We start from the raw sequence: 25,253 nt of genomic DNA on the forward strand, positions 1-25,253 counted from the left end.
TTTGTTCCGCCTCTCGAACCTACGGTTCTCCGATAGAAACACTACTGCTGCGCCACCCGCTCGGCGGACGGGATCACCAATACCTTCACCTCGCCGGCAGCGGCGGGATTTGAAATGACATCAGGTGCTTCATCGAGCGATATGCGCCGTGAAATCAACCGGTCGATCTCGATCGCGCCTGTCGCAACCAGGTCGGCCGCGCGGCGGTGGACGAAGGGATTGATAAAGGAACCAAGCACGCGGAGCTCGCGGAAGAGAATGTCGAACGGTTCGATTTCGACCTTTTCTCCTTGCGGCAGCACGCCGAGGATCACGACCGTACCGCCCGCTTTGGCGAGGCGCGTCGACTGCTTCACCGTTTCCGCGACTCCGGCGCACTCGATGACGACATCGACACCTCCGGGGACGAGACCCGCCGGACCCGCGATCGCCTCGACCACGTCGCCGGCCGACGGGTCGACCGTTGCGGTGGCGCCGACTTCCTCGGCCAGGCGACGCTTCGTTGCCTGGCGTGTCGAGAGAATGACCGTCGTGGCGCCGGCGAGCCTTGCGAGTTGCACCGTCAGCAGGCCGATCACGCCGCCGCCCAGGATCGCCACCGTCGACCCCGCTTTGATTCCCGAAAGATCGACACCGTGCAGGCAGCAGGCGAGAGGCTCGCAGAAAGCGCCGTGCACGGGATCGAGAGTAAGCGGAATTTCGAAGGCCTGCTTCCGCGGCACCAGGACGTATTCGGCGAAGCCGCCGTCGCGATGGATGCCGATCGCGCGCAGGTTCCGGCAGAGATTGACCCGGCCCGCCTGGCACTGCGGGCAGCAGCCGCAGGAGATGTTGGGATCTCCGGTGATCCTCGCACCCGGTGCGATATCTCGAACGGCGCTCCCGGCCTCGACGACGATACCGCAGAATTCGTGGCCGAGCGTGACCGGCGGCGTCGACGGAAATTCTCCATGAAGGAGATGACGATCGGTCCCGCAGATGCCGCAGGCTTCCACTTTGACGAGCAGATCGTCAGGCCCGGGCTCAGGAATCCCAACGTTCCGAACGGAGATATTGCCGACCGACGCAAGACGCACTGCCTTCATCTGTTCCTCCCGCCGCCTGTTTTCCATTGGAGCCGAACACGGGGCGAGCGTCAATCCTGCCGCCTTGCCCTTTGGGCCGGCAGCTCCGCTCGACAAAACGATGCGCCGGATGCAACCGGGTGGCGGCGATTGCGTTTTACAAGGATCGCCGCCCCGGCTTATAAAATCACTCAGCGCGCTAAAGTAGAGGCGACGCCTTCTGGAGGACAGATCATGGAATGGAAGGGCCGCCGCCAGTCCGGAAACATCGAGGATCAGCGCGGGGCCGGCCCCCGGGGAGGCAGCCCTTTCGGCCGTGGCGGTGGATTCCGCCTGCCCGGTGGCGGCGGCGGAATGCGTCGCGCCGGCGGGGGCATGAGCTTTGGCACGCTCATCTTCCTCGTGATTCTCTATTTCGTCCTGAAGGCAATGGGCATCGACATGCTTCAGGTGCTCGAAGGCGGTGGTCCGGCGAACATGCCGGGCTTCGAGCAGAGCGACGGGTCGGGGGCGCCGCAGGGCACGGCCGAGGAAGAAGAGATGAAGGCATTCATGGCCACGGTTCTTGCCGAAACGGAAGACACCTGGAACGGCATCTTCCAGGCGAGCGGCGAGCAATATGAGGAACCGAGGCTGGTGCTGTTCAACGGCTCGGTCCGTTCGGCCTGCGGCTTTGCCTCTTCCGCCTCGGGTCCCTTCTATTGCCCCGGCGACCGCAAGGTCTATCTCGATATGAGTTTCTTCGACGAGCTGGCCCAGAAATTCGAAGCTTCCGGCGATTTCGCCCAGGCCTATGTGCTTGCGCATGAGGTCGGTCATCACGTCCAGAACCTGATCGGCGTATTGCCCAAATTCAATGAGATGCGGCAGCGCATGAGCGAGGCCGAGGCGAACCAGATGTCGGTCCGGGTCGAGCTGCAGGCGGACTGCTTCGCCGGGATCTGGGGCAAATACACCGAGCAGAAGGGGCTCCTGGAACGGGGCGATCTGGAGGAGGCGCTGAACGCTGCGACCCAGATCGGCGACGACACATTGCAGAAGCGCATGCAGGGCTATGTCGTCCCGGAAAGTTTCAATCACGGCACGTCGGAGCAGCGGATGCGGTGGTTCCAGCGGGGCTTCGACAGTGGCAAGATGTCGGATTGCGACACCTTCTCCGGCGCTGTCTGATCACATCGCCGGACTGGGCTGCTCGGTCCGGCGATTCTCCGTCATTTCCGCCGCTCACTGTCCATGTGCATGAGCTGTGCTTCCGAACCGGCTTTCCCGGACCATTCCTCTACCATGCGGGTCGCCGGCACCTCCCGGCGCCATTTGCGCGCCTTCGTGGACTTCCTGAAGTCGGAGCGACGCGGAGGCGAATGCGAGCTATAAGTACAACCGATCGGTACGATCAGAAACTTTGACATGTTCACGTATTGTTTCGGACCAGGCAAGCCGTTACACCTATTCTGGTAACGTCGTTCACGTTCTGTCTCCGCTCCGGCGGAAAGCGGGGAGAGAGCTTCATGCTCGACAAGAAATTCGTGAGACGCGGTCTGTTCCTCGTCTTCCTCATTCTCTTCCTCGACATCATGGGCATCGCGATCATCGTGCCGGTGTTGCCGACCTATCTCGAGGAACTGACCGGCGCGGATATCGGCGAGGCCGCAGTCGACGGTGGATGGCTGTTGCTCGTCTACTCGGCGATGCAGTTTCTCTTCGCACCGCTTATCGGGAATCTGAGCGATCGATTCGGGCGTCGGCCGGTCCTGCTTGCGTCCGTGCTGACCTTTGCGCTCGACAACCTGATCTGCGCGCTTGCGACCAGCTATTGGATGCTCTTCATCGGGCGCAGCCTTGCCGGCATCAGCGGCGCGAGCTTCGGCACGGCATCCGCCTACATTGCCGATGTCAGCGACGATGAGAACCGCGCCAAGAACTTCGGGCTGATCGGCATTGCCTTCGGCACCGGTTTTGCGCTCGGCCCGGTCATCGGAGGTTTCCTCGGCGAATTGGGCCCGAGAGTGCCCTTTTATGGTGCGGCAGCGCTTTCATTCCTCAATTTCATCATGGGGGTCTTTCTCCTGCCCGAGACGCTCGCCCCGGCCAACCGGCGGCGCTTCGAATGGCACCGGGCAAACCCGCTCGGCGCGCTCAAGCAGATGCGCCATTACCCGGGCATCGGCTGGGTAGGCCTCGTCTTCTTCCTCTACTGGCTGGCTCACGCCGTCTACCCGGCCGTCTGGTCCTTCGTCGGCTCCTATCGCTACGGGTGGAGCGAAGGGCAGATCGGGCTTTCGCTGGGGATCTTCGGCGTCGCCGGCGCAATCGTGATGGCGCTGGTGCTCCCCCGTGTCGTGCCGGCACTGGGAGAAAGGCGTACGGCGGCACTCGGGCTCACCTTCACGGCCCTCGGGATGGCGGGCTATGCGGCCGCCTGGGAGGGGTGGATGGTCTACGCGGTGATCGTCGCGACCGCGCTCGAAAGCCTAGCCGACCCACCGCTCCGCAGCATAGCCTCCGTCCATGTCCCGCCGTCGGCACAGGGCGAGCTGCAAGGTGCGCTCACCAGCATATCGAGCATTACGACGATCCTCGGACCTCTGATGTTCACGCAGATTTTCGCCTTTTTCACCGACCCTGCAGCCGCCCATAGCTTTGCCGGCGCTCCCTATGCCCTGGCAGGCTGCTTGATCGTCGCCGCGCTAGTGATCTTCCTTGCCAAGGTCGGCGCCGGCCGAGGCGCCGTCCGCGGTGCCGTGCGAGTGTGACGGAGGCTTAGCGGTCCGTTGCTTCCATGCCTGCAGATTGATCAATTTTCTTGATCAATCGATGAAAAATTGAGCAGTTCGGCCTTTACCGCTGGCGCAAGCCCTGGTGGTGCTCTAATTCGTTCTCTCTTCTTCATTTTTCCCTTTGCCCATTGCCGGTGCAGAGCCAGGATTCCTCATGCTGACCGCGACCAAAGACCTCGTGCTTGCGCAGAGCGACAATTCATGGCCCACGCATTTTCGCGCGAGCCTCTATCTTGGCGTGCCGTTCATCGGCGCCCAGCTCGCCCAATTGGCGATCAATACGACGGACGTGCTCATGGTCGGCCAGCTGGGTGCCACTCAGCTGGCGGCAATCATCCTCGCGACACAGGTCTTCTTCACGATCTTCATCTTCGGCAGCGGATTTGCCAATGCGGTGGTTCCCATGGTCGCTCAGGCGCAGGGCCGGGGCGATCAGGTCTCCGTGCGGCGCTCGGTACGAATGGGCATGTGGGTGGTGCTGCTTTACGGTGTGCTGACTGCGCCGGTCCTCTGGATGGCCGAGCCGATCCTGCTTTTTGCCGGACAGAAACCCGAGGTCGCGGCGCTTGCGGGAGAATATCTGCATATCGCCCAGTGGGCGATCTTCCCCAGCCTCATTTTCATGGTCCTCAGGGCATTTTTGAGCGGGCTCGAGCGGGCAGGGGTGATCCTCTACGTGACGCTCGTGACATTGGTTCTGAACGCCGCGCTTTGCTATGTCCTTATTTTCGGCCATTTCGGTTTTCCGGAGCTGGGCATCTTCGGCGCGGCCGTCGCCGCTCTCGGCGTGGCGCTGCTCGGTGCGGCGCTGACGATCGGCTATATCCGCCGGCAACCGGAACTGCATCGCTTCGAGCTGTTCGTCCGCTTCTGGCGGCCGGATTGGCTGGCTTTCGGAGAGGTGGTCTATCTCGGCATTCCGATCTCGGTGACGATTCTCGCGGAAGTCAGCCTGTTTACCGTGGCTTCGCTGCTCATGGGCACGATCGGAACCATCGAACTGGCTGCCCATGGCATAGCACTCCAGTTCGCATCGATTGCCTTCATGATCCCGCTCGGCCTGGCGCAGGCCGGAACGGTGCGCATTGGATTGGCCTATGGCAGCGGCGACATGGTAGGCGTGAAGCGTGCCGCAATTGCCGTGCTGACGCTCGGCGTCGGCTTTGCTGCCGTCGGCAGCACCATCTTCGCTCTGTTCCCGCATGAGCTTGCGGGCCTCTACCTCGATACGAGGCGGCCCGATGCAGCCGAGGTTCTCGCCTTTGCAGGACCGCTGATCGTCATCGCGGGCGCCTTCCAGCTCGTCGACGGCCTCCAGGCCATCGCCGCCGGCATGCTGCGCGGCCTCAAGGACACGACCATACCTATGATCCTGGCGATGATAGCCTATTGGCCGATCGGCTTCTTCTGCGCCTGGGCTTTTGCCTTTCCGCTGGGTTTCGGCGGCGTCGGCGTCTGGTTCGGTTTTGTCCTGGGGCTCGCGTCTGCGGCCTTGCTGCTCAATTGGCGCTTCTTCCGTCTGCTCCGTAGGGTGAGCGCGGCGCCGGCCGCTTCTTAGCAGATTGCTGGAAACGTGTTGCGGTGGTGTTTGGCGAGACGTCTGGTCGCTCACGCCTGTGGCTCGTCGCCGATATGCTGCAACAGCAACCCCAAGCGGGGTAATGTGTTCGGTGACGACCACCCATATAACGTCGTCGGCAATCCGATGGTATTCGTGGCGCAGGATGTTGCCGATGCCGCGAATCTGCTTCCATGGAACATCCGGCGCGATCGTCAGCAGTTCGTCTGGAACGTGGCGGGTTGCTTCGAGATGATTTCCAAAGCGCGCTGAATGGCGAGGCGCAACAGCCAGTCCCGTTCAAAGTCGCCCAGCGACTTTCCGGCGGCATGAGTCTCGATGCCGTGGATGGCTTCCAGGATTTCGGCGAGAACCGGCCCAACCTTGCGCTTGGCCATTAGAAAACGCGGACCGCGGATTTCTCGATATCGGTGCGGAGCATCGGACGAAGGCTGTTTCGAGTAGTGACATCCACCTCTATGGAAAGCTTCTCCTCAAGGAACTGCTTGATACCGCACGGGCCTCATCGCGAGCCGTCGAACCGAAAAGATACAAGGCGCGCCCATGCTCTGAACGGCATCGGCGTGTTGCTGGAGCTTTCTGTTCTATATGCAGCTGCGCAAAGAAAAAGCCGGACGGGCAGGGGAGACCGTCCGGCTTGTAGAAGCGATCGCATCAGGGGAAGAATGGGATCGCTTGTGAAACTTCCGGCGAGAAGTTTCCTGGAGGCATTGGATTCAGCTGGGGCAAGCGACGACACTCGCACTCGTCATTTCCGCCTGCGTCTATCGGCCAGCGGCAACAGTACGGTCGCGCGGTCACGGTCCTCGTCTCGCAGCGCATGGATCGTCGCAACGACCATCGCGAAGAACATCGCCATCGAAAATAGAGCAAGTCCCATGGCCGTCTCCTTTCGTCGGTTTAAACGGCATGTACTCAAAAAAGTTCCCGTTAACTTGGGTTCACGTTACGGCTTGCAGTGTGAAACCCTCTTGAACGTTGCATTCATCTAGCATTCAGCCTTTTGCCGCCGCTGTTTCCCGGGGAACAGGGCGCAAGGATCGTACAACCCTTGCGGTCCGCGGCCGTCCGTGACAAAAGGCGTCACCAAACGGAAACAGGCGCGATGACCACGGCTTTCTATCCCGGCTCCTTCGATCCGATCACCAACGGGCATCTCGATGTACTCGTGCAGGCATTGAACGTCGCAGCCAAAGTCATCGTCGCGATTGGCGTTCATCCCGGCAAGGCACCGCTTTTCTCCTTCGACGAAAGGGCGGATCTCATCCGGGCCGCGCTTGAGGAGACGTTGCCGGAGAGGGCAGCCGACATATCCGTCGTCTCTTTCGACAACCTGGTGGTGGATGCCGCCCGCGAGCACGGCGCAAGGCTGCTGGTCCGGGGGCTCCGCGATGGAACGGACCTCGACTACGAGATGCAGATGGCGGGCATGAACCGGCAGATGGCCCCTGACATTCAGACCCTGTTCCTGCCGGCAGGTACCGCCTCCCGGCCCATTACGGCCACATTGGTTCGGCAGATCGCGGCTATGGGCGGTGACGTCAGCGCTTTCGTCCCTGGGGCGGTTCACCAGGCGCTGCAGGCGAAGCGCAAATAAGCTTTACATCACGCAAGGAGTCCCAATGAAGATTCTCCAATTCGCTGTTGCCGGAGCCTTGGCGCTCGCCGCCTTCACGGGAGGTGCGCTGGCGCAGTCCGGCGAAAATATCCTGACGGTTCAGCTCGAGGACGGCCCCGTCGTCATCGAGTTGCGCCCGGATATCGCCCCGAAGCACGTCCAGCAGATCAAGGAACTGGCCGCGGCAGGCGAATATGACAATGTCGCCTTTCATCGTGTCATCAAGGGCTTCATGGCCCAGACCGGCGACGTCGAATTCGGCGACATGAAGGACGGTTTCCAGAGCGACCGCGCCGGAACCGGCGGCTCGTCCAAGCCCAACCTTCCGGCCGAGTTCTCCGACGTTCCCTTCGAGCGCGGCACCGTCGGAATGGCCCGCGCGCAGGATCCCGACAGCGCCAACTCGCAGTTCTTCATCATGCTCGCGCCCGGTGACTTCCTCAACGGCCAATACACGGTCGTCGGCAAGGTCGTCGAAGGCATGGAGAATGTCGACAAGATTAAGCTCGGCGATGACGCCAATAATGGTGCCGTCGCCGATCCAGACCGCATGATCAGCGTTAAGGTCGGCAGGTAAGACTGAAAACAGAAGGAGAAGAATCATGGCCGAGATCAAGGATCCGGAAAACACGATCATCATGGAAACCACAAAGGGCAGGGTGGTGATCGAGCTGCGGCCGGATGTGGCTCCGGGCCATGTCGCCCGCATCAAGGAGCTGACGCGTGAAGGCGCCTATGACGGGGTGGTCTTTCACCGCGTGATCGAGGATTTCATGGCCCAGACCGGCGACGTGCAATACGGCAAGACCGGCGGCGAGCAGTTTAACCCGTCCCGTGCGGGCATGGGCGGCTCCTCCAAGCCGGACCTGAAAGCCGAATTCTCCGATGTTTCACACGTGCGCGGAACGTGCTCCATGGCGCGCAGCCAGATGCCGAACTCGGCCAATTCCCAGTTCTTCATCTGCTTCACCGATGCTCCCTGGCTCAACAAGCAGTATTCTGTCTGGGGCCAGGTCGTCGAAGGAATGGAGAATATCGACAACATCAAGCGCGGCGAACCGGTCCGCGATCCGGATACCATCGTTTCGATGCGGGTTGCCGCCGACGCCTGATCTGGGCTACTGCATGTTTCCTTGGATCGTCCCCGATCCAAGGACGGAACATGCAGCGGTTCGAAGTGCTACGGCCTTTGCGCGTCTTGTCAGACGCGCGGCGCTGTAGCGCACTGACCTGCCCGCCCCGATCGCGCGAGCCGCCGGGGCGGGTTTGCTTTTAATTGATACCATAGATGCGCGTAGACCTGTTCGATTTCGACCTGCCGGAAAATTCCATTGCGCTGAGGCCCGCAAGCCCGCGCGATAGCGCCCGCATGCTCGTCGTTCGCCCCGACGGCGCACCGGTTCTCGAAGATCGCGGCGTCCTCGATCTGCCGTCGTTCCTGCGGCCGGGAGATGCGCTGGTCTTCAACGACACCAAGGTCATACCGGCGCAGCTCGAAGGCGTTCGCTACCGGGGTGAGGATATAAGCACGCCCGTGTCGCTGACGCTGCATATGCGGGTTGCACCCAGTCGCTGGAAAGCTTTCGCCCGCCCGGCCCGCCGATTGAAGCCCGGGGACCGGATCAGCTTCGGACATGGCGGCAATGCCTGCCTGCTCGGTTCGCTGGAGGCCGTGGTCGAGGAAAAAGGCGATGCCGGCGAGGTGACGCTTCGCTTCGATCTCTCTGGCCCCTCGCTCGATGAGGCGATCATGGCCGTCGGACACATTCCCTTGCCGCCTTACATCGCATCCAAGCGTGCCGACGACGAGCAGGACCGGACCGACTACCAGACCGTCTATGCGCGCGAGGAGGGGGCGGTAGCCGCGCCGACTGCAGGGCTGCATTTCACCGACCGCCTTTTCGCCAAACTCGACGAAGGCGGGATCGAACGGTATTTCGTCACGCTGCATGTAGGTGCGGGAACCTTCCTCCCGGTCAAGGCAGACGATACCGCCGACCACGTGATGCACGAGGAAATCGGCCACGTCGACCCGGTGACCGCTGCGAAGCTCAATGCCGTGCGCGAACGCGGCGGCCGCATCGTCTGTGTCGGCACGACATCGCTTCGGCTGATCGAGAGCGCAGCCGCCGAAGACGGGAACATCCGTCCTTGGTCGGGCGCAACCGGGATTTTCATCACGCCGGGCTATCGCTTTCGCGCAGTCGATATGCTGATGACCAATTTCCACCTGCCGAAATCGACCCTGTTCATGCTGGTCTCGGCGTTTGCGGGGCTCGAAACGATGCACGCGGCCTATGCCCACGCGATCGCAACGGGTTACCGCTTCTATTCCTACGGCGATTCGAGCCTGCTCTTCCGGAAAGATTAAATGACCGAGACGTTCCAATTCAAACTGCTTGCGGCTGACGGCAATGCGCGCCGCGGCGAAGTCGTGACCCCCCGCGGGACGATCCGTACGCCTGCCTTCATGCCGGTCGGTACCGTCGGCACGGTCAAGGCGATGTATCTCGACCAGGTGCGCGATCTGGGCGCCGATATCATTCTGGGCAATACCTATCACCTGATGCTGCGCCCGGGCGCCGAACGTGTCGCCAGGCTTGGCGGGCTGCACAAGTTCATCCGCTGGGAACGGCCGATCCTGACCGACAGCGGCGGCTTCCAGGTCATGTCGCTGTCGAGCCTGCGCAAGCTCAACGAACAGGGCGTGACCTTCAAGAGCCATGTCGACGGCGCGCTCTATCACATGTCGCCGGAACGCTCGATCGAGATCCAGGGCCTGCTCGGCAGCGACATTCAGATGCAGCTCGACGAGTGCGTGGCGCTGCCGGCGGAACCCGACGAAATCGAACGTGCGATGGAAATGTCGCTGCGCTGGGCGGAGCGCTGCAAGGTCGCCTTCGGCGATCAGCCTGGCAAGGCGATGTTCGGGATCGTACAGGGCGGCGACATTCCCAGACTGCGCGAACGCTCGGCCCTGGCACTCAGGGATCTCGACCTCAAGGGCTATGCCGTCGGGGGTCTCGCCGTCGGTGAGCCGCAGGAGGTCATGCTCGGCATGCTGGACGTGACCTGCCCCGTCCTGCCGGCCGACAAGCCGCGCTATCTGATGGGCGTCGGGACGCCGGACGATATCCTGAAGTCCGTCGCGCATGGGATCGACATGTTCGACTGCGTCATGCCGACCCGCTCCGGACGCCATGGCCTCGCCTTCACGCGCTACGGCCGCATCAATCTGCGCAACGCCCGACACGCGGAAGACACGCGCCCGCTCGATGAACAGTCTTCCTGTCCGGCGACTCGCGACTATTCGCGCGCCTATCTGCACCACCTGATTCGTTCAAACGAATCGCTCGGCGGCATGCTGCTCAGCTGGAACAATCTGGCCTATTATCAGGAGCTGATGGCCGGCATCCGCAAGGCTATCGAAGAAGGACGCTATACCGATTTCATGGCGGAGACCATGGAAGGCTGGCAACGCGGCGATCTGCCACCGGTGTGAGCTTCACGGCCAGAGCATTCCCATTCTTTTTCGGGTTCGCGGGAATGCTCCATCCCTTTAACATTCATAGGAATGTCCGTCCGACGCCGCGCAGTCGAGCGACGATTGCACACAACGTTCTGCCGAAGGATAGAGGCCACGGCTCGCCGCCTCAACCACGACCACGCCGTTGAGCCGGTAACGGCAATCTGCGCGCCCGAAAGTTATGCGCCTCCTGAGCCACGTCGTCGCCGACGACCTCCACCGACGGAAACGAAATGAGCTTGCCGGTGGCGATGGTTTCATTTGAGCAATCTGAGTTTATCGCACTATTTTGGAAGTCGGAATCGGAAATTCCGATAGCAGAATTCTAATAAATAGGTTTGCGGAGGTCGTCCGCTTGTAGAACTATCCGAGCAAAAAACGTCCGGGGCATTGTTGACCGTTCAACGGGGGGTAGGAGACAACATGAAAAGAATGTTAGCTATAGCATCGGTATCGCTGTTTATATTCTGCAGTTCGGCAATGGCAGGCTCAACGCTTGATCGCGTCATTGAAAGAAAAGAGATGGTCGTCGCCACCAATGTCGGCTGGCCTCCGCAGGGTTTTCTCGATGAGAACAACGTCCTTGTCGGCTTTGACATCGATGTCGCCAATGAAATCGGCAAACGGTTGGGCGCGAATGTACGTTTCGAAACCCCGGAATGGGCAACCATGACGGGAGGCCACTGGCAGGGACGTTTCGACCTCGGGGTCGGTTCCGTTGCTCCAACCAAGGCGCGGGCAGAGGTCATCGATTTCGCCGGAATCTATTATTACAGCCCTTATGTCTACGTCGTTCATGCCGAGAGCAGCATTCAATCGGAAGAGGAGCTGGATGGTAAGATTATCGGCGTCGAAACAGGTACGGCATCCGAGGACTTCATCAACCGTCGCCTGGAGATCGATGCGCCGGGCTTGCCGCCGGTCCAATACAATCTCGAACCGGGCGAAGTGCGCACGTTTCCGGATTCAATGATGCCCTTCGATGACCTGCGTCTTGGAAACGGGGTTCGATTGGACGCTGTCATCGCCCCCGAGCAGACCGCCCAAAATGCAGTCAGAAACGGCTATGCCGTTCGTATCCTCGAGGGCGTGTATCCCTTTCGGTCGCCTGCGGTCGTCATTGCCGATAAGGGCGACTCGGAATGGACCGCTAGGATCGGCGAAATCATCAAAGCGATGAAGGCTGACGGCACGCTTGGAAAACTGACGACCAAATGGTACGGCGCTGACTACAGCAAGGACTGATAACGCTACGAAGAGTGGCTTCGGAGACGCCTAATCCGTGAGGCGGAGACAGAGCATTCGGTCTTTCTGGAACCGGTGCCCTGGTTCTTCCCCGTGTCAAGGAAAGGCCGCTCGTCGTCCATGGGACGTCTCGGATCTGGAAATCAGCTGATCGCCGTAGCAGTTTTCCTGCCGGGACGTGCTTCCTCCATGGACTTAGCTAGAGGGGATTATCGAAGATAGCGATTGAATATCAATAACATATTGAAACGTTTTAATGTCTATATTCAGCGACCATAAAGACTCGACGTCATGGAGAGGGCGATGTTTCGTGACCGCTCCTAATCCGCGAATGCTTCTCTACCGACTTTGCGTGGTGGTTCCGAGCGAATTTCCGCGGGCACCGCAGCACGACGTGAAGCTTTTGCCGGAGCCGCAGGGGCACGGATCCTTGCTCCTGCGCTGCAATCGGCCGATCAGGGGCAGCATGATCGCGGAGGGCACCAGCGCCGCCAACAGGATCGTCAGCTTGGCCGAGAGGCCGGGTATGACGAGGCGGCGGCCTGTTTTGAAGCCGCGCCACGCCTTTTCAGCGACATAGCCCGCCTCGAGCTTGGGCAAGATCTTGAACAGTGCCACGCGATTGGCGCCTGAGGTTGCCAGAAATTCCGTCGAGACCGGGCCCGGCGCCACGCAAGTGACGGTCACGCCCGTGTGACGCAGTTCCTGGTGCAGCGCTTCCGAAAAGGAGCGGACGAAGCCCTTGCTGGCATAGTAGAGCGCCATATACGGACCCGGCGTGAAGCTCGCGACCGAACCGAGATTGATGACGCCGCCGCGACGGCGCGCGACCATGCCCGGCAGGAGGCGCAAGGTGAGTTCGGTAAGGGCGCGGATGTTGAGGTCGACGAGGCCGAGCTGTTCATCGAGCGGCAGGACCGTCGCGCCTCCGCGCAATCCATAACCGGCGCTGTTGACGAGTACGTCGCAGAACAGGCCGTTTGCGGACAGGAAGTCCTCGAGACCGAGCGCCGCATCATCAGCCAGGAAATCCAGCGGGACCGTGAACGCCTCGCCTCCGGCGTTCCGGATATCGTCGGCGGCCGCCGCCAGCGCCACTTCCGAACGCGCCACGAGTACGACCGGTGCACCATCCCTCGCGGCCACTTCGGCGATTGCCTTGCCGATTCCCCGGGAGGCACCGACGACGACGACAGCGGGACGACGTTGATCGCCCGAAGTCATCGCGCCGCTCCGGAACCTGCCGCAGCGGATACGTCGCGCCCGGATGCAAGCCCTTCCAGCTCCGCGGTGACTTCGCCGTTCAATATCCTCTCGAACCGCTCGAGGGCACGCGCGACGTTGGCGCCATCCATGACCCGGTGGTCATAGTGGATGCGCACGGTGACCGAGCCATCGTTGTCGATCGGGCCGTAATTGAGAAGCGAGGTCAAAGGCGTGAGGGGGTTGAGCGATTCCGCGCCGAGGCCCGAATAGACCGACAGCTGAAATGTACCGAAACGGCGCGCCCTTTGCCGGCCGATGTTCAATCCGAGCCACATGAGAAGCCATCTGATCGGACCGGGGAGGCGGGCGATCTTCAGGGCGCGCCGGAATTCCTTGACCTCCAGCACGGGACTGGTTCGCGCCGTCTGCATCAAGGACCCCAGCTCCGCGATCGGACGGCGCTCCGGATTCTTGATCGTCGTCAGCAGCACGATTCGTTCGCCCTCGTACTCCCTTTCATGCGCGATGGAAGCGATGCTTCCCGGATATTCGTATAGCTGCGGTCTGGGAAATTTGACGTAAGCGCGCCGCAACTCGGGCGTCTCCTGAGCGAGAAGGGCGTATCCTTTGAGGAAGAGCGCCGTCCAGGATGGCCTGCTTTCAAGCGATGTTCTGGCCTTGAGCAACGGCCCGAGATTCATCCGCCGCTGCACGCTCACCCGCGGCACCTTCATCGAAAATCGCATGAGATCCCCGACCAGGCGCCGAGACGCTGAAAGCTTGAGGGCTCGGCCTCGCATCATGCACCTCTAGTAAATGTAAGGAATGATCCGCTTGGTGTCCGCCATGTAGTCGCGATACTCGGAGCCGAACATTTCCATCATCATGCGTTCCTCCTTGTCCACTCTCAGAAGAAAGAGGACCGCGAAACCGGCAAGACCCGCCAGCCCTGCGACCCAGTTCGGCAGAAGAAACGCCTGGCCTACGCCCATCAGCAGGAACGAAGTATACATGGGATGGCGGACCAGGGCGTAAGGACCGCGCCGAATCAGTTCGTGCTTGTCGCGAATCTCGAGCGTGATCGACCAGTTGCGACCGAGTTCCTTGTGGGTTCTGCGAAAGACCCACATGGCCAGACAGAAAATCGCGGCACCGAGCACGACGGCCCAGAGCCGGGCAGGGTGGTCGGCCCCCTCCGGGATCCCGGTAGCGACATAAAAAGCGGGAATGATCGCGAGGCCAAGCAGGGCCGCCGCCAGGCCCAGCTTTTCGGAGGTTGAGCGGCGGTGGCTGACGACACGCACGCGCTTCGCGCGGCGTTCATAAGGGCGGCGAATGAAGTACCAGGCAACGATTCCGAGCACCCAGGCGATCTCGCCGATGGAGGATACCGACATGTCTAGTTCCCCAAGTCCTTAGCATGCGCCTGGCGTCAACGATCGGGCGGGAACCTTCTTCAGCCGATGCTTCGCAGCGTGATTCTATTTCGAACGGTGACGGTTGGATCGCGAGCTCTGTGCCCGTCGCCTCTCAACCTCCGTTCATCTCCCGAAGCCTTGTAATGAATTCCTGCGGCCTAAGCCAGATGCCGGGTGTCTTATAGCCCATGGAGCGGGCGATTTCGGCCACGAAGGCGTTGCAGTTGTAGAGCGACGCGTGCCAGAACTTCGACTTGGCTTTCAGTTTGTCGATGAAAGCCACGACCTTGTTGTATTCCGCCTGCGTCAGCATGACGCGCCAGCTTGCCGAGCGGTATTCTTCCTCAAGGTCACCGTCGCTCGCGCCGGTTTCAGCCGGAACGGGCACGAAATGGCCAAGGACATACGGTGTCGGATCAAGCGTAGCCGGTGCAAGGCCGGCAACCTGTCGCTGAACGACCGCACCAGACTTGTTCGTGCGCCCGTAGATAACGTAGGTGTGGCCATAGCTCAGCGCGTAGCGGGAGCGAAATTCGATGAAATATCCCTGCTCTCTCGCTTGAGATTCGAGTTTCGCCGGCCCTTTCAGGCTGCTGGAAACGTAGCGGGGTTCGGGATTTTTGTCTTGTGTCTGGCATGCAGCTGCTGCCAGTGCGACCAAGATCACAAGGGATATGCGGCCTCGTGCAAGCGTCATCACACCACTTAGATTGTCTTCCGAGTTCTGACAATCCAGACCTCGGGCCGGCTCTCTGGAGTTCTTGACGCGTACTATGCCGTCAGTATCACAGCCGGTCTAGCCTGAATAACGCGCCGTGGGAGGGCGGTCGTTGAGCTCTCCCACGGCGCAAAGTCACTGTTACTTGTATACCGGCGCCGGTTCTACCGTATCGACGGCAGCAGGCGGCGGGGCCTTACCCTTACCCTTGCCGATCGTATCACACGCGGTGAGGCCGGCAACAGAAAGCAACGCAATCATCACAACTAGAATTCGGCTCATCAAGTAGTCCTTTCCTCAATAGTCGGAATGGGTTATCGAAGGCAACACTTCAAGTAATAGTGGCGATTTGCGCCGGGGCCTAGTGCAGAAAGGACACAGTTGATAACCGCTTTATGGTTACCGGGTTATCAACCGCGTCGGAACACACGGGGCTTAGTCATTTATACCGAAATGTAACGGAAAACGCCATCAAATGATCAGCACGGTCGCACCCACCGGGGTGCGGCTGTAGAGATCGACGATGTCGTCGTTCGTCAAACGAATGCAACCGCTCGATACTGCCTGGCCGATCGTCCAGGGCTCGTTCGTCCCGTGCAGCCGGAACATGGTGTCGTTTCCGCCCTGGTAGAGATAGAGCGCGGCGGCCCCAAGCGGGTTATGCAGCCCTCCGCTCACTCCGCCGGCATATTGCGCCAGATGCGGCTTGCGGCGAATCATGTTTGCAGTCGGCGTCCAGGAGGGCCACTCCGCCTTGCGGCCGATTTTCGCCCGGCCTTTGAGGGTGCGGCCTTCCTCGCCTACGCCGATCCCGTAGCGAATCGCCGAACCGCCTCCCTGAACATAATAGAGGTAACGTTCTCCCGTATTGACGACGATCGTTCCAGGCGCTTCGCCGCCATAATAGGCGACCTCCTGCCTGCGGTATCGTGGGTCTATACGGGTCCTGGCTGATTGCGGGCTGTCCGCCGAGCGCAACGAACTGCAGCCAGAGGCCAAGAGAGCCAGGCTACCCAGCACGAGTACCCGGCGCGTAATGCGATCCTTCTCCATTCTCACCTGCTGAGTAAATTGTGAGTCCCTACGATTTCGTGTTTAACACCCAAGCGCGTGTCGGCCAAGCCTTGCAACGGATACGACCGCAAGGATGAAACCTCTTGCGACCGGAACCGGCGTCTGATCGACTGGTTCGGGGAAGCAGCGGAGACAAGGAGCGGCACGATGAAACTCGGTCTGGAAGGAAAAATCGCAATCGTGACCGGCGCGGGTTCCGGCATCGGCGCCGCCGTCTCCAGGCAACTTGGCGGCGAGGGTGCGGAAGTGATAGTCGCCGACCGCGACGCCGACGCGGCGGGCAGCGTCGCGGCCGAGATTCGCTCTGCCGGGGGCAGGGCGCGAGACTTCACCGTCGACGTCACCGACGCGGGGGCGGTAGAGCAAATGGTCGCCTTCACCGTGCGGGAATGCGGTGGATTGCATCTGGCGGTCAACAATGCAGGCATAGAGGGCCCGCGCCAAGCGACCGCGGACTACCCGCTCGAAGATTGGCGCAGGCTGATCGAAGTCAACCTGAACGGCGTTTTCTACTGCATGAAATACGAGATCGCCGCCATGCTCGGAAAGGGCGGCGGCGCTATCGTCAACATGTCCTCGATTCTCGGTGCGGTTGCATTGCCTACCGCGTCCGCCTACACCGCCGCCAAGCACGGGGTGGTGGGGCTCACCAAGGCGGCCGGGATCGAATATGCAAGAATGGGGATTCGCATCAACGCGGTCGGCCCCGGCTGGATCGAAACGCCGCTTCTGTCGGGACATTCGGAATTGGCGAAGACACGACGCCTGGAAGCGCTGCAGCCGCTCGGCCGGCGGGGAAAACCGGAGGAAGTCGCGGCTCTCGTCTGTTTCCTGCTGTCGGAACAGGCGAGCTTCATCACCGGCAGCTATCATCCGGTCGACGGGGCTTTTACGGCGCATTAAGGCCTGTTGAGCTGCGGGATTAGAAACACCGCCAGCACAAAGCAAAGCAGGCCAAGGGACAATGGCAGCCCCTGATGTCCGATCAGTTGCATCGCCAGTCCTGTCGCGGGCGAGCCGACGATGCCGCCGATGCCCCATACGAAGGCGAAGGCCGCGTTGCCGGCGACCAAGGATTGACCCGTGAATCGCTCGCCGAGTTGGATCAGCGACATGGTGTATATGCCGAACGAGGCCCCGCCCCAGACGAAAAAGAGCGGCCAGATGAGCCATGATTCGAAGATCGCCGGCAGCAGCAGGCAGCCACCCAGTGAAGCCAAGGCGCAGAGCATCATGGTCCGCAGCGACCCGAACCGTTCGGCCACCCGTCCCAGCAATATCTGCAGCACGGCGTTGCCTGCGATGAAACAGGTGATGAGCGAGGCGATACGCCCTTCTGTGCTGCCAAGCGCCGCGCCATAGACCGCGAACAGGGAAAGCAGGGTCTGCTCCAAGGCGGCTGCGGCGAAAACCGCGAACAAGAGGAGCGGCGCCAGTGCGAAAAAGCCGCCGACCGATGTCGCCTCGCCTTCATGTGGCATCTTCGGCAGGTGCGGCACGACCGCAAGCACGATCAGCCCGCAGAGAAGGAAGGCCACGATGCCGACCATGAAGGGCGGCCAGCCTTGCGTGCCGACCAGACCGAGCGAGAGCGGGCCGATGGCGAAGCCGCCCGAGACGATCGACGAATAGAGGCCCATGATTCGGCCCCTCCGCCGCGCGGGCGTGATCGAGAGCAGCCAGGTCTCGCTGATCACGTACAGCGGATTGGCGAAGAACCCGAGCAGGAAACGCAGCGGCATCCAGGCCCAGACCTCCTGCGTCCAGCCGATCGCGATCAGCGTGAGCGCGGCCAGGCCCGAACACAGGATCGCAAGCCGCGCCCCGCCCACGCGCCGCGCCAGTGCCGGAATGAAGAGGGCGGATACGATGAAACCCAGCGGGGTCATCGCCGCCGACAAGCCGATCAGGCCAGGCGTCGTCCCCTGCCGCTCCAGGATGAAGCTGAGCAGGGGATAGGTCAGCCCCTGTGCCACGGCGAACACCGTGACGGTCGCGATGATGCCGGCCATAGCGGCCCACGGGATCTGGTCCTGTCGCGATAAAGTCGTGCTTTCAGCGGTCATGCAGACTTGCCTTATACTTGCCAGAAGGGCTTGGCGATCTCCGCCTCGGCCTCAAGCTTCGTCAGACCGATATCGCTGATCAAATGGGGATCGTCCTTCAACTTTTGCTCAAGTTCGCAGCGAAAGCGCTTCCGCTCGTCCCAGGTCGCGATAATGCTTCGAATTGTGGCGGGGCGGTAGGGCCGACGCGGCGTTTCCGTCACAACGGAGGGGATATCGTTCATGGTAACCTCCACACGGTTTGAGGGGCAGAGCCCTCGACCCGAAAGAGGATGAATTCTGCGCGATGCGAACAGCGTGGCAATTAAGCTCTTCCAAAAAGTTCTCAAAAATTCCCAAACGGACTATAGATGCGCCCTATGCAGGGATCGCGCTTCGTCTTTGGTCCGTTTGTCCTTGATCCGGGTGCGGGAACGCTCGTTCGGAACGATGAGCCCGTTGCCGTCGGTTATCGCGGGCTGAAGCTGCTTGAGGCGCTCGTCGGGCGGCCTGGTGAGATCCTGGGAAAAGCCGAGCTGATGGATGCGGCGTGGCCGGGCAGGGCGGTGGAGGAAGGCAACCTCACCGTCCAGATCGCGCAACTGCGGAAGATGCTTGGTGCGCCCTCCGACGGCGGCGAATGGATCGCCACGATTCCGCGGGTCGGCTACCGCTTCACGGGGCCTGTCGAAAAGGCCGGTGGCGCGAAGCGAAGTCCACTGCCGCTGCCCAACGAACCATCGATAGCCGTGTTGCCTTTCGTTAATTTCAGCAGCGATCCGGAGCAGGAATCCTTTGCGGACGGGTTGACCGAAGACCTGATCACCGACTTGTCCAGGATCTCCGGCCTGTTCGTCATCGCGCGAAACTCGGCCTTTGCCTTCAAAGGAAAGGCGAGGGACGTGCGCGAGATCGCTGAGGACCTTGGCGTGCGCTATCTGCTGGAGGGTAGCGCACGACGCGCCGCGGGGCGCGTGCGCATCAACGCACAGCTGGTCGATGCGGTGAGTGGTAATCATCTATGGGCGGAACGCTTCGATCGCAGCCTCGAAGATATCTTTGCCGTTCAGGACGAGGTCACCGGCAAGATCGTGGAGGCATTGCTCGGCCGGCTGCGCCCACAGCCGCCGCGCAACCGCCCCAAAAATCTCGAGGCCTACGATCTCTGCGTGCGGGCGCGCAAGCTGATCGATGATTCGCCTCAGACGGCGCGGGAAGCGCATCTGATGCTCACGCGCGCGGTTTCGCTCGATCCGGAATATGCCGAGGCCTATCGCTGGCTCGCCATGAACCACTGGATGAGATGGGTGCATTGGGGCGAACCGGTCGAACCCAACCGTAGCGTTGCCTTGGAGCTGGCGCGCAAAGCCGTGGCGATCGATCCCAACGATGCCGGGTGCCGCTGGGTGCTGGCCAACCTGCTTGCCTATGAGCGCAGCTTCGCCGAGGCGGATGCGGAATTCGCCAAGGCGATCGAGCTCGATCCGAACGAGGCCGATACCTGGGCGACGTTATCCGACATCGCGGTCCTGGCCGGGCGGGTGGAGGAGGGCCTTGAGCACATCCGCAAGGCGTTCCGGCTGAACCCGTTTCCGGCAAGCTGGTACTATCTGACGCTCGGCCAGGCGCAATATGCCGCCGGCGAATACGAAGCCGCCGTCGAGACACTGCGCCGGGACGAGACTTATCGCACCAGCTCGCGACGTTTCCTGGCGGCAAGCCTTGCCCAACTGGGCCGGCTCGACGAGGCGCGCGCGGAGGTCGAACTGTTCCTCGTCGGCAACCCGCATTTTACAACCCGCCACTGGGCGGATACGGAGCCGTTCCGCGACGCTGCGACGCTTGCGCATTTTGTCGACGGCTACCGTAAGGCGGGCCTTCCGGAGTGACGCGAATCGATCGTTCGTTCGTGCGGCCTATTCCTCGAAGCGACTCGTTTCGTCACGGTCCCGCTCGTAGCGTCTCTTGAGGGGAAACTGCGGCAGCCAGGATTCGCGGCGGACGGTCCAGCTTTCGTAGGTCGGCATCAATTGATCAGGGGCGTCCAAGGATCCGAGGTTCACTTCGATTTCGTCTCCGCCGCGTGCGAAGACGGTCGAGCCGCAGCGGGGGCAAAAATGCCGACCGGCGTAATCGCGCGTCTCGCCATCGATCGTTACAGAGTTCTCAGGGAAAATGGCGGACGCGTGAAAAAGGGCACCGTGATGCTTGCGGCAGTCGAGACAATGGCAGAGGCCTACCCGGTATGGTCGTCCCGTCGCCACAAATCGCACGTTGCCGCAGAGGCAACCGCCTTGGAATCGATCCATACTGCGTCTCCTTCAAATCAAGCGGTCCAGCGTTGACGTTGACCAGCGCCACGAGAGACGCGGCTTGTCGCATGTCTGTCTGGCCCAAGTAGAATGTTACGGGCTGGTCCGGCTTGCAAGGTAGGGTGGGTCGGGTGAGCTGCAAATAGCACTGCGACATGCAAAAATCTAGAAGGGGGTAAGCCATTGTTTTTATTGGCATGTCGCACTTGGAAATAGAATGTACCCCAGCTATATAGGGGGGTGTGGCGGCCATGTTGAAATGTCCGCTCCGGCGCAAAGTTGAAATGTCACTTTGGGTGCGTCACCAACCATTTAGAAATGCGACACGCGACATCCCCACTGGCACTGAGCCAAGCCCCCGACCGGACCGGCTGGATCGGGTTGCAAGGGAAGGGAGGGGGCGGGTGAAGGGCACCCCTTCGGCTTTAGCTTTCTCAGTTTCATTTATTGCGTTCCTGGTAGATGTTGCAGGCAGCTGTATGTGCAGGGCCAGGATCTCGCGATGCTTCCGGAAATCAGGCTGATGGGTGATGTCGATGTAGCCGCGCTGTCGCCGCTGCTTCGCGGGATGATCGTGACGATATCCTATGCCGACACTCACAATGGCATTGGATTAACAGCGACGGGCGCCATGAACCGCAAGTTCGTGCACTGGGCCGCCGTTCATTTCGATTGGCCCGGGTACACATCCGAAGACCTGTACAGGATGAATAAGGTCCTCAATGAAGCCGACATGCCGCCGCTCTGGGTGGTGCGGGATATGGTCCGACATCTAAAGCTTCTTCGCCGGAAAAAAGACGTCGTGCTGCCGACAAAACGTGGCCAGGACTTTTTGGCGAGACCGCAGGCCTTCTTCGATCTGATCGCGACGGATTATCTTTATGCTTATATCCACCACGGGCAGACGCAGGAGGCTGTCCGCAATCGGATGCGTTGGTGGCACGTCTTTCTCAATCTTATCAATATGAAAGCAGAAACGGGCTGTTCGCTGGACGACCTGGCGAACGAGCTATACCCGAGCGAATCGTACCCGGAGCCGGCAGAAATGACTGTCGAAACCTGGGCGGAAAGGTCGTCGCTCCGCTACGATATCATTCGCCCGCTGTGCTGGCTGGGATTGCTGCACGAAGAACGCGAGGGGGCTGACTATTTGGCAGCACGGAACCTACCACAAGACACCCTTGTGGCCTGCCTGTTTAAAGTTGGAATCAGACATGCATTCCGAGTTTATTCTCCATTGAACTGTGCCGGGTAGGGTTGCCCTTGCTCCACCGCACTTTGCCGGGAAAGTGCCTGCCGCCGCCGAGCAACGACCGCTGGATCGGTCATGAAATCCGTCCGCTTGCCCGGCTTGCGGCCACGCGGTCGGTAGCCGATCTTCTCGCTGTTGGTCTTCACCTTCGGCGCCGGCCGCTCGTCCTGGCGCGCCTTGATGTAGGCCAGGACATCACCGAGCCGCTTGTTCTCGGTGATCGCCGCATGCGTCACCCGCTGGTCCTTGTCGAATACCCGGTAGGGTAGGGAATGGCCTTTCCACCGCACATCGAGCCGGCCGTCGGCATAGGCGTAGGTCTCGACATAGCGACCGACCAGCCCGCGCGTCACCTCGGTCTCCTCAAGCATGATCCGCTGGCGCTCGAACGAAAACGTCAGCTGCGCACCGACGTAGCGCTGCTCGCGTTTGCACAGGATCTCCTTGAGCCGATCCGGGGCAAGATTCAGCGACCGATGCAGATCATCAGGTCGGGCAGGGGTAATGGCAAACTGCCGGTTATAGCCCTCCATGAACCGAGGCAGGAAGGCGTTGCCGTCGTCCATGCCACAGATGCCCTCCAGGCGCAGATCCTTAATCAAACGGTCCTGCAGCGTCCGGTTCATCCGCTCGACACGGCCCTTCGCCTGGCTCGAATTTGCACAAAGAATCTCAATGTTTAGCTCTGAAAGCGCACGCCCGAACTGGGTCATGCCCTGGCCGCCCTTGGCGTCTTTCTTCGCCACCCGGAACACGGAATGCTTGTCGGAATAGAAGGCGACCGGAGCACCATGATTTTTGAGATAAAGCTCCAGCGCCTCGAAATAGCTGAACGCACTTTCCGAGCGCACGAAACGCAACTGCATCAGCTTGCCGGTCGCATCATCGATGAACACCAGCAGCGAGCATGGATCACCGCGATCCTCGAACCAGCGGTGCTCCGATCCATCAATCTGCACCAGCTCGCCATAGGCCTCGCGTCGCAATCGTGGCTGGTGGAAGGTGCGCCGCTGCTTGCGCGACAGCCAAAGTCCGGCCTCCGACATCCATTTGCGCAAGGTCTCGCGCGACACCCGCAAGCCATCGCGCTCGGCAAGCTTCTCTGCCGCTAGCGTCGGACCAAAGTCGGCATAGCGTTCGCGAACCAGCGTCACTGCATAATCCCGAACGCCGTCGCTGATCCGGTTGTTCGATGGCCGACCGATCGCCTTGTGCCGGATCGATGCGGCACCATCCGTCCGGATCCGCTCCAGCAGTCGACGCACCTGGCGCGTGCTTAACCCCAGAACATGAGCGGCCGTTACCAGCGTCATCCGACCATCGATGACCTTCGACAAAACCTCAATCCGCTGCAGATCACGCTCGCTCATCGCAATCAATCCCATCCGCAATCTCCCAGGTCATCTAAACCCGGGGAGAGTGACATTCTTACATTGCAGAAACAGGACACTTTAACTTTGCGGCTACATAGGGGGATCACATAAGATAGATTATGGAACTAAGGCCTGTCGAGATTCGGGATACCCGCCGCGGCTTGTTTGATCTCCTCATCCCTTGTGCTTGTCACAGGGATCCAGCCAGACCAAGTCCTTGGGCTGAAAGAACTCTTCCCGCACCGCAGACGCGGCGCTGCTGGATCTCTGTGACAAGCACAGAGATGAGGACGAGGAGAAACGTCATCATCCATCTCGCAGCAACCGGCGTCATAAGATGAATCTCGACATGACTTAGAACCGATGTAAGCCGCATCGGATCAGTGCCTTAGAGAAAATCGCTGATATGAGACTTTATGCGTCATCCACCGTCGGCAGGTCGATATCGAACTCCAGGCGCATCATGTCGTAAGCCGGCTCGACGTGATCCGGCGTCTCGCCGCATACGGTTTCGTAATCCATCGGCACATGCATATGCGTGAGTACGGCGCGCTTCGGCTGCAGACGGTTGATCCACACGAGCGACTGCACCAGGGACAAGTGACTCGGGTGAAACTTGTACTGCAGCGTGTCGATGACGAGCAGATCGAGCCCGCCGAGCTTCGAGACCGTTTCCACCGGAAAGTCGCTGACGTCGCTGCAATAGGCAAAACCGCCGATGCGGAAGCCGAGCGAATGGACGTTGCCGTGAAACTGCATCAGCGGCTCGAACGAGATCGGCCCGCCGGCTCCATGGATGGTCAACGGCGGCAGGTCGTCGGGAATCACATAGGGCTCGACGATCGGCGGATAGCCGCTGCCTGGCGGCGACTCCAGACAATAGCGGAAGCCGTCGCGAATACGGGCCATCGTGAACGCATCGGCCCAGATCGGCACGCGCCTGCGATTTTCGATGACGAAACCGCGCAGATCGTCGATCCCGTGCAGATGGTCCGCATGGGCATGGGTGTAGAGCACGGCATCGATGTGGCGTACATTCGCCGCGATCATCTGGGCGCGGAAATCCGGGCCGGTGTCGATCACGACGGTCGTCTTGCCGCCGTCCGGCGCAAACTGTTCTACGAGCAGGGCCGCCCGCATGCGACGGTTGCGGGGGTTCGACGGATCGCAGGCGCCCCAATCACCGGTGATGCGCGGCACGCCCGGCGACGAGCCGCAGCCCAGAATGGTGAAGGCCCGCCGAAACGCCATTTCAAAGCCTCGGCATCTTCGAGAAGATCCTGAAGGCGTTTTCGGTCGTGATTTCGGCAATCTCCTCCCTGGAGACCCCGATGGCTTGCGCCAGCACCTCGGCCGTGTGCGCCACGTAGGCCGGTTCGTTGCGCTTGCCTCGGAACGGCTTCGGCGCCAAATAGGGCGCGTCCGTCTCGACGATCATCCGATCGCGCGGGACCGTCCTGGCGATGTCCCTCAGTTCCTCGGATTTAGGGAAAGTCAGGATCCCCGAAAAGGACACATAGCCGCCGAGCTCGACGCCGATCCGGGCGAGGTCCGGGCCGGACGAGAAGCAATGGAGAAGGAAGGGGAAGGCGCCCTTCCCCGATTCCTCGGTTAGAATGGCAGCCATATCGTCGTCGGCCGACCTGCTATGTATGACGAGCGGCAGTCCGGTTGTTCGCGCTGCCGCGATATGCCGCCTCAGGCCCACCGCCTGCGCGTCGCGCGGCGCGTTGTCGTAAAAATAATCCAGCCCCGCCTCGCCGATCGCGACGACCTTGGGATGGGCGGAGAGCCGAACGAGATCGTCGGCCGTCACGTCCAGTTCCTCATCGGCATTATGCGGATGCGTGCCGACGGAACAGAAGACGTTCGGATATCTCTCGGCGATCGCGAGGATCGTGTCGAATCGTTTCACCCGGGTCGAAATCGTCACCATCTGCCCCACGCCGGCGTCGCGCGCGCGCTCGATGATGGCGTCGCGCTCGGCCTCGAAATCCGGAAAATCCAGGTGGCAATGGGTGTCGATCAGCATGGTTTCGTCTTCAC

At 61.1% G+C, this 25,253-nt stretch carries 26 protein-coding genes and 2 pseudogenes; 12 read left to right on the forward strand and 16 right to left on the reverse strand.

What is annotated here, in order from left to right; translation table 11 throughout:
• Positions 1-41 precede the first annotated feature (41 nt).
• Entirely contained in the window at positions 42-1,085 is a 1,044-nt protein-coding gene (locus tag PZL22_RS08675) for a zinc-dependent alcohol dehydrogenase family protein (RefSeq protein WP_003529581.1), read from the reverse strand.
• 213 nt (positions 1,086-1,298) lie between these two features.
• Between PZL22_RS08675 and ypfJ the strand changes: the two genes are divergently transcribed.
• From ypfJ to PZL22_RS08690, 3 genes are all read left to right on the forward strand, one after another.
• Positions 1,299-2,234, forward strand: a complete 936-nt coding sequence (gene ypfJ / locus PZL22_RS08680; protein WP_003529582.1) for a KPN_02809 family neutral zinc metallopeptidase — start codon at positions 1,299-1,301, stop codon at positions 2,232-2,234.
• 338 nt (positions 2,235-2,572) lie between these two features.
• Positions 2,573-3,817: a TCR/Tet family MFS transporter gene (locus PZL22_RS08685; RefSeq protein ID WP_003529591.1), complete on the forward strand. Its 1,245-nt coding sequence runs from the start codon at positions 2,573-2,575 to the stop codon at positions 3,815-3,817.
• A gap of 178 nt (positions 3,818-3,995) precedes the next feature.
• Positions 3,996-5,399: an MATE family efflux transporter gene (locus tag PZL22_RS08690; RefSeq protein ID WP_003529593.1), complete on the forward strand. Its 1,404-nt coding sequence runs from the start codon at positions 3,996-3,998 to the stop codon at positions 5,397-5,399.
• 153 nt (positions 5,400-5,552) lie between these two features.
• Here PZL22_RS08690 and PZL22_RS08695 read toward each other — a convergent pair.
• From PZL22_RS08695 to PZL22_RS08705, 3 genes and pseudogenes are all read right to left on the reverse strand, one after another.
• A pseudogene (locus PZL22_RS08695) lies at positions 5,553-5,621 on the reverse strand (HepT-like ribonuclease domain-containing protein); the annotation flags it as partial.
• Positions 5,615-5,797 (reverse strand): ribonuclease HepT family protein, encoded by a 183-nt coding sequence (locus PZL22_RS08700; RefSeq protein WP_003529595.1) that lies wholly within the window; start codon positions 5,795-5,797, stop codon positions 5,615-5,617. The pseudogene PZL22_RS08695 and the gene PZL22_RS08700, both read right to left, overlap by 7 nt.
• Before the next feature lie 371 nt (positions 5,798-6,168).
• Positions 6,169-6,300 carry a hypothetical protein gene (locus PZL22_RS08705; protein ID WP_003529597.1) on the reverse strand — a complete coding sequence of 44 codons (132 nt, stop codon included), beginning with the start codon at positions 6,298-6,300 and terminating at the stop codon, positions 6,169-6,171.
• Between the two features lie 225 nt (positions 6,301-6,525).
• Here PZL22_RS08705 and coaD point away from each other — a divergent pair, with 225 nt between their 5' ends.
• The 6 genes from coaD to PZL22_RS08735 all read left to right on the forward strand — a co-directional run bounded on the left by coaD (position 6,526) and on the right by PZL22_RS08735 (position 11,809).
• Positions 6,526-7,017 (forward strand): pantetheine-phosphate adenylyltransferase, encoded by a 492-nt coding sequence (gene coaD / locus PZL22_RS08710; protein ID WP_003529599.1) that lies wholly within the window; start codon positions 6,526-6,528, stop codon positions 7,015-7,017.
• Positions 7,018-7,042: 25 nt separating this feature from the next.
• A complete protein-coding gene (locus PZL22_RS08715; RefSeq protein WP_127516859.1) occupies positions 7,043-7,615 on the forward strand; it encodes a peptidylprolyl isomerase in 573 nt (190 codons plus the stop codon).
• Positions 7,616-7,640: 25 nt separating this feature from the next.
• Positions 7,641-8,150, forward strand: coding sequence for a peptidylprolyl isomerase (locus PZL22_RS08720; protein ID WP_003529604.1), 510 nt, complete (start codon positions 7,641-7,643; stop codon positions 8,148-8,150).
• Between the two features lie 176 nt (positions 8,151-8,326).
• Complete coding sequence (queA, locus tag PZL22_RS08725) at positions 8,327-9,409, forward strand: tRNA preQ1(34) S-adenosylmethionine ribosyltransferase-isomerase QueA (RefSeq protein ID WP_003529606.1); 1,083 nt, start codon at positions 8,327-8,329, stop codon at positions 9,407-9,409.
• Entirely contained in the window at positions 9,410-10,540 is a 1,131-nt protein-coding gene (gene tgt, locus PZL22_RS08730; RefSeq protein WP_003529609.1) for a tRNA guanosine(34) transglycosylase Tgt, read from the forward strand.
• A gap of 447 nt (positions 10,541-10,987) precedes the next feature.
• A complete protein-coding gene (locus PZL22_RS08735) occupies positions 10,988-11,809 on the forward strand; it encodes a transporter substrate-binding domain-containing protein (RefSeq protein WP_284718590.1) in 822 nt (273 codons plus the stop codon).
• A 339-nt stretch (positions 11,810-12,148) separates the two neighbouring features.
• Here the strand turns inward: PZL22_RS08735 and PZL22_RS08740 are convergent, their stop codons facing one another.
• From PZL22_RS08740 to PZL22_RS08765, 6 genes are all read right to left on the reverse strand, one after another.
• The gene (locus PZL22_RS08740; RefSeq protein WP_003529612.1) at positions 12,149-13,033 is read right to left on the reverse strand and encodes an SDR family NAD(P)-dependent oxidoreductase; all 885 of its coding nucleotides are present in this window, start codon (positions 13,031-13,033) and stop codon (positions 12,149-12,151) included.
• Positions 13,030-13,815 carry a hypothetical protein gene (locus PZL22_RS08745; RefSeq protein WP_003529613.1) on the reverse strand — a complete coding sequence of 262 codons (786 nt, stop codon included), beginning with the start codon at positions 13,813-13,815 and terminating at the stop codon, positions 13,030-13,032. Before PZL22_RS08745 ends, PZL22_RS08740 begins: the two co-directional genes overlap by 4 nt.
• Before the next feature lie 9 nt (positions 13,816-13,824).
• Entirely contained in the window at positions 13,825-14,412 is a 588-nt protein-coding gene (locus PZL22_RS08750; protein WP_003529615.1) for a protein-S-isoprenylcysteine O-methyltransferase, read from the reverse strand.
• A gap of 133 nt (positions 14,413-14,545) precedes the next feature.
• Positions 14,546-15,130 (reverse strand): hypothetical protein, encoded by a 585-nt coding sequence (locus PZL22_RS08755; RefSeq protein WP_003529617.1) that lies wholly within the window; start codon positions 15,128-15,130, stop codon positions 14,546-14,548.
• Between the two features lie 162 nt (positions 15,131-15,292).
• Positions 15,293-15,433, reverse strand: a complete 141-nt coding sequence (locus PZL22_RS08760; RefSeq protein WP_003529619.1) for a hypothetical protein — start codon at positions 15,431-15,433, stop codon at positions 15,293-15,295.
• 189 nt (positions 15,434-15,622) lie between these two features.
• On the reverse strand, positions 15,623-16,204 hold the full coding sequence (locus PZL22_RS08765; protein ID WP_003529621.1) for a L,D-transpeptidase: 582 nt from the start codon (positions 16,202-16,204) through the stop codon (positions 15,623-15,625).
• Positions 16,205-16,372: 168 nt separating this feature from the next.
• Here PZL22_RS08765 and PZL22_RS08770 point away from each other — a divergent pair, with 168 nt between their 5' ends.
• Positions 16,373-17,128, forward strand: a complete 756-nt coding sequence (locus tag PZL22_RS08770; RefSeq protein WP_003529623.1) for an SDR family NAD(P)-dependent oxidoreductase — start codon at positions 16,373-16,375, stop codon at positions 17,126-17,128.
• Here PZL22_RS08770 and PZL22_RS08775 read toward each other — a convergent pair.
• The gene (locus tag PZL22_RS08775; protein ID WP_033048658.1) at positions 17,125-18,291 is read right to left on the reverse strand and encodes an MFS transporter; all 1,167 of its coding nucleotides are present in this window, start codon (positions 18,289-18,291) and stop codon (positions 17,125-17,127) included. The two genes, PZL22_RS08770 and PZL22_RS08775, sit on opposite strands and share 4 nt — an antisense overlap.
• An 11-nt stretch (positions 18,292-18,302) precedes the next feature.
• Positions 18,303-18,515 carry a DUF1127 domain-containing protein gene (locus tag PZL22_RS08780; RefSeq protein ID WP_003529627.1) on the reverse strand — a complete coding sequence of 71 codons (213 nt, stop codon included), beginning with the start codon at positions 18,513-18,515 and terminating at the stop codon, positions 18,303-18,305.
• A 126-nt stretch (positions 18,516-18,641) separates the two neighbouring features.
• Between PZL22_RS08780 and PZL22_RS08785 the strand changes: the two genes are divergently transcribed.
• The gene (locus tag PZL22_RS08785) at positions 18,642-20,159 is read left to right on the forward strand and encodes a winged helix-turn-helix domain-containing tetratricopeptide repeat protein (RefSeq protein WP_193378095.1); all 1,518 of its coding nucleotides are present in this window, start codon (positions 18,642-18,644) and stop codon (positions 20,157-20,159) included.
• A 27-nt stretch (positions 20,160-20,186) separates the two neighbouring features.
• Here PZL22_RS08785 and PZL22_RS08790 read toward each other — a convergent pair whose 3' ends face one another.
• A complete protein-coding gene (locus PZL22_RS08790) occupies positions 20,187-20,579 on the reverse strand; it encodes a GFA family protein (RefSeq protein ID WP_003529630.1) in 393 nt (130 codons plus the stop codon).
• A 505-nt stretch (positions 20,580-21,084) separates the two neighbouring features.
• Here PZL22_RS08790 and PZL22_RS08795 point away from each other — a divergent pair.
• Positions 21,085-21,823 (forward strand): annotated as a pseudogene (locus PZL22_RS08795) (hypothetical protein).
• Here PZL22_RS08795 and PZL22_RS08800 read toward each other — a convergent pair.
• The 3 genes from PZL22_RS08800 to PZL22_RS08810 all read right to left on the reverse strand — a co-directional run bounded on the left by PZL22_RS08800 (position 21,810) and on the right by PZL22_RS08810 (position 25,239).
• A complete protein-coding gene (locus PZL22_RS08800) occupies positions 21,810-23,219 on the reverse strand; it encodes an ISNCY family transposase (RefSeq protein WP_284718591.1) in 1,410 nt (469 codons plus the stop codon). The pseudogene PZL22_RS08795 and the gene PZL22_RS08800 overlap by 14 nt on opposite strands.
• A 402-nt stretch (positions 23,220-23,621) precedes the next feature.
• Positions 23,622-24,458 (reverse strand): MBL fold metallo-hydrolase, encoded by an 837-nt coding sequence (locus PZL22_RS08805; protein ID WP_003528323.1) that lies wholly within the window; start codon positions 24,456-24,458, stop codon positions 23,622-23,624.
• 1 nt (position 24,459) lies between these two features.
• Positions 24,460-25,239: a TatD family hydrolase gene (locus PZL22_RS08810; RefSeq protein WP_003528321.1), complete on the reverse strand. Its 780-nt coding sequence runs from the start codon at positions 25,237-25,239 to the stop codon at positions 24,460-24,462.
• Between the last annotated feature and the right edge of the window lie 14 nt (positions 25,240-25,253).

The sequence above is a fragment of the Ensifer meliloti genome, from assembly GCF_030064585.1.
Taxonomy (GTDB): Bacteria; Pseudomonadota; Alphaproteobacteria; order Rhizobiales; family Rhizobiaceae; genus Sinorhizobium; species Sinorhizobium meliloti.

Coding starts and splice junctions, on each gene's coding strand:
- PZL22_RS08675 (WP_003529581.1), bottom strand. CDS start 1,085: ATGAAGGCAGTGCGTCTTGCGTCGGTCGGCAATATCTCCGTTCGGAAC.
- ypfJ (WP_003529582.1), top strand. CDS start 1,299: ATGGAATGGAAGGGCCGCCGCCAGTCCGGAAACATCGAGGATCAGCGC.
- PZL22_RS08685 (WP_003529591.1), top strand. CDS start 2,573: ATGCTCGACAAGAAATTCGTGAGACGCGGTCTGTTCCTCGTCTTCCTC.
- PZL22_RS08690 (WP_003529593.1), top strand. CDS start 3,996: ATGCTGACCGCGACCAAAGACCTCGTGCTTGCGCAGAGCGACAATTCA.
- PZL22_RS08700 (WP_003529595.1), bottom strand. CDS start 5,797: ATGGCCAAGCGCAAGGTTGGGCCGGTTCTCGCCGAAATCCTGGAAGCC.
- PZL22_RS08705 (WP_003529597.1), bottom strand. CDS start 6,300: ATGGGACTTGCTCTATTTTCGATGGCGATGTTCTTCGCGATGGTCGTT.
- coaD (WP_003529599.1), top strand. CDS start 6,526: ATGACCACGGCTTTCTATCCCGGCTCCTTCGATCCGATCACCAACGGG.
- PZL22_RS08715 (WP_127516859.1), top strand. CDS start 7,043: ATGAAGATTCTCCAATTCGCTGTTGCCGGAGCCTTGGCGCTCGCCGCC.
- PZL22_RS08720 (WP_003529604.1), top strand. CDS start 7,641: ATGGCCGAGATCAAGGATCCGGAAAACACGATCATCATGGAAACCACA.
- queA (WP_003529606.1), top strand. CDS start 8,327: ATGCGCGTAGACCTGTTCGATTTCGACCTGCCGGAAAATTCCATTGCG.
- tgt (WP_003529609.1), top strand. CDS start 9,410: ATGACCGAGACGTTCCAATTCAAACTGCTTGCGGCTGACGGCAATGCG.
- PZL22_RS08735 (WP_284718590.1), top strand. CDS start 10,988: ATGAAAAGAATGTTAGCTATAGCATCGGTATCGCTGTTTATATTCTGC.
- PZL22_RS08740 (WP_003529612.1), bottom strand. CDS start 13,033: ATGACTTCGGGCGATCAACGTCGTCCCGCTGTCGTCGTCGTCGGTGCC.
- PZL22_RS08745 (WP_003529613.1), bottom strand. CDS start 13,815: ATGCGAGGCCGAGCCCTCAAGCTTTCAGCGTCTCGGCGCCTGGTCGGG.
- PZL22_RS08750 (WP_003529615.1), bottom strand. CDS start 14,412: ATGTCGGTATCCTCCATCGGCGAGATCGCCTGGGTGCTCGGAATCGTT.
- PZL22_RS08755 (WP_003529617.1), bottom strand. CDS start 15,130: ATGACGCTTGCACGAGGCCGCATATCCCTTGTGATCTTGGTCGCACTG.
- PZL22_RS08760 (WP_003529619.1), bottom strand. CDS start 15,433: ATGAGCCGAATTCTAGTTGTGATGATTGCGTTGCTTTCTGTTGCCGGC.
- PZL22_RS08765 (WP_003529621.1), bottom strand. CDS start 16,204: ATGGAGAAGGATCGCATTACGCGCCGGGTACTCGTGCTGGGTAGCCTG.
- PZL22_RS08770 (WP_003529623.1), top strand. CDS start 16,373: ATGAAACTCGGTCTGGAAGGAAAAATCGCAATCGTGACCGGCGCGGGT.
- PZL22_RS08775 (WP_033048658.1), bottom strand. CDS start 18,291: ATGACCGCTGAAAGCACGACTTTATCGCGACAGGACCAGATCCCGTGG.
- PZL22_RS08780 (WP_003529627.1), bottom strand. CDS start 18,515: ATGAACGATATCCCCTCCGTTGTGACGGAAACGCCGCGTCGGCCCTAC.
- PZL22_RS08785 (WP_193378095.1), top strand. CDS start 18,642: ATGCGCCCTATGCAGGGATCGCGCTTCGTCTTTGGTCCGTTTGTCCTT.
- PZL22_RS08790 (WP_003529630.1), bottom strand. CDS start 20,579: ATGGATCGATTCCAAGGCGGTTGCCTCTGCGGCAACGTGCGATTTGTG.
- PZL22_RS08800 (WP_284718591.1), bottom strand. CDS start 23,219: ATGGGATTGATTGCGATGAGCGAGCGTGATCTGCAGCGGATTGAGGTT.
- PZL22_RS08805 (WP_003528323.1), bottom strand. CDS start 24,458: ATGGCGTTTCGGCGGGCCTTCACCATTCTGGGCTGCGGCTCGTCGCCG.
- PZL22_RS08810 (WP_003528321.1), bottom strand. CDS start 25,239: ATGCTGATCGACACCCATTGCCACCTGGATTTTCCGGATTTCGAGGCC.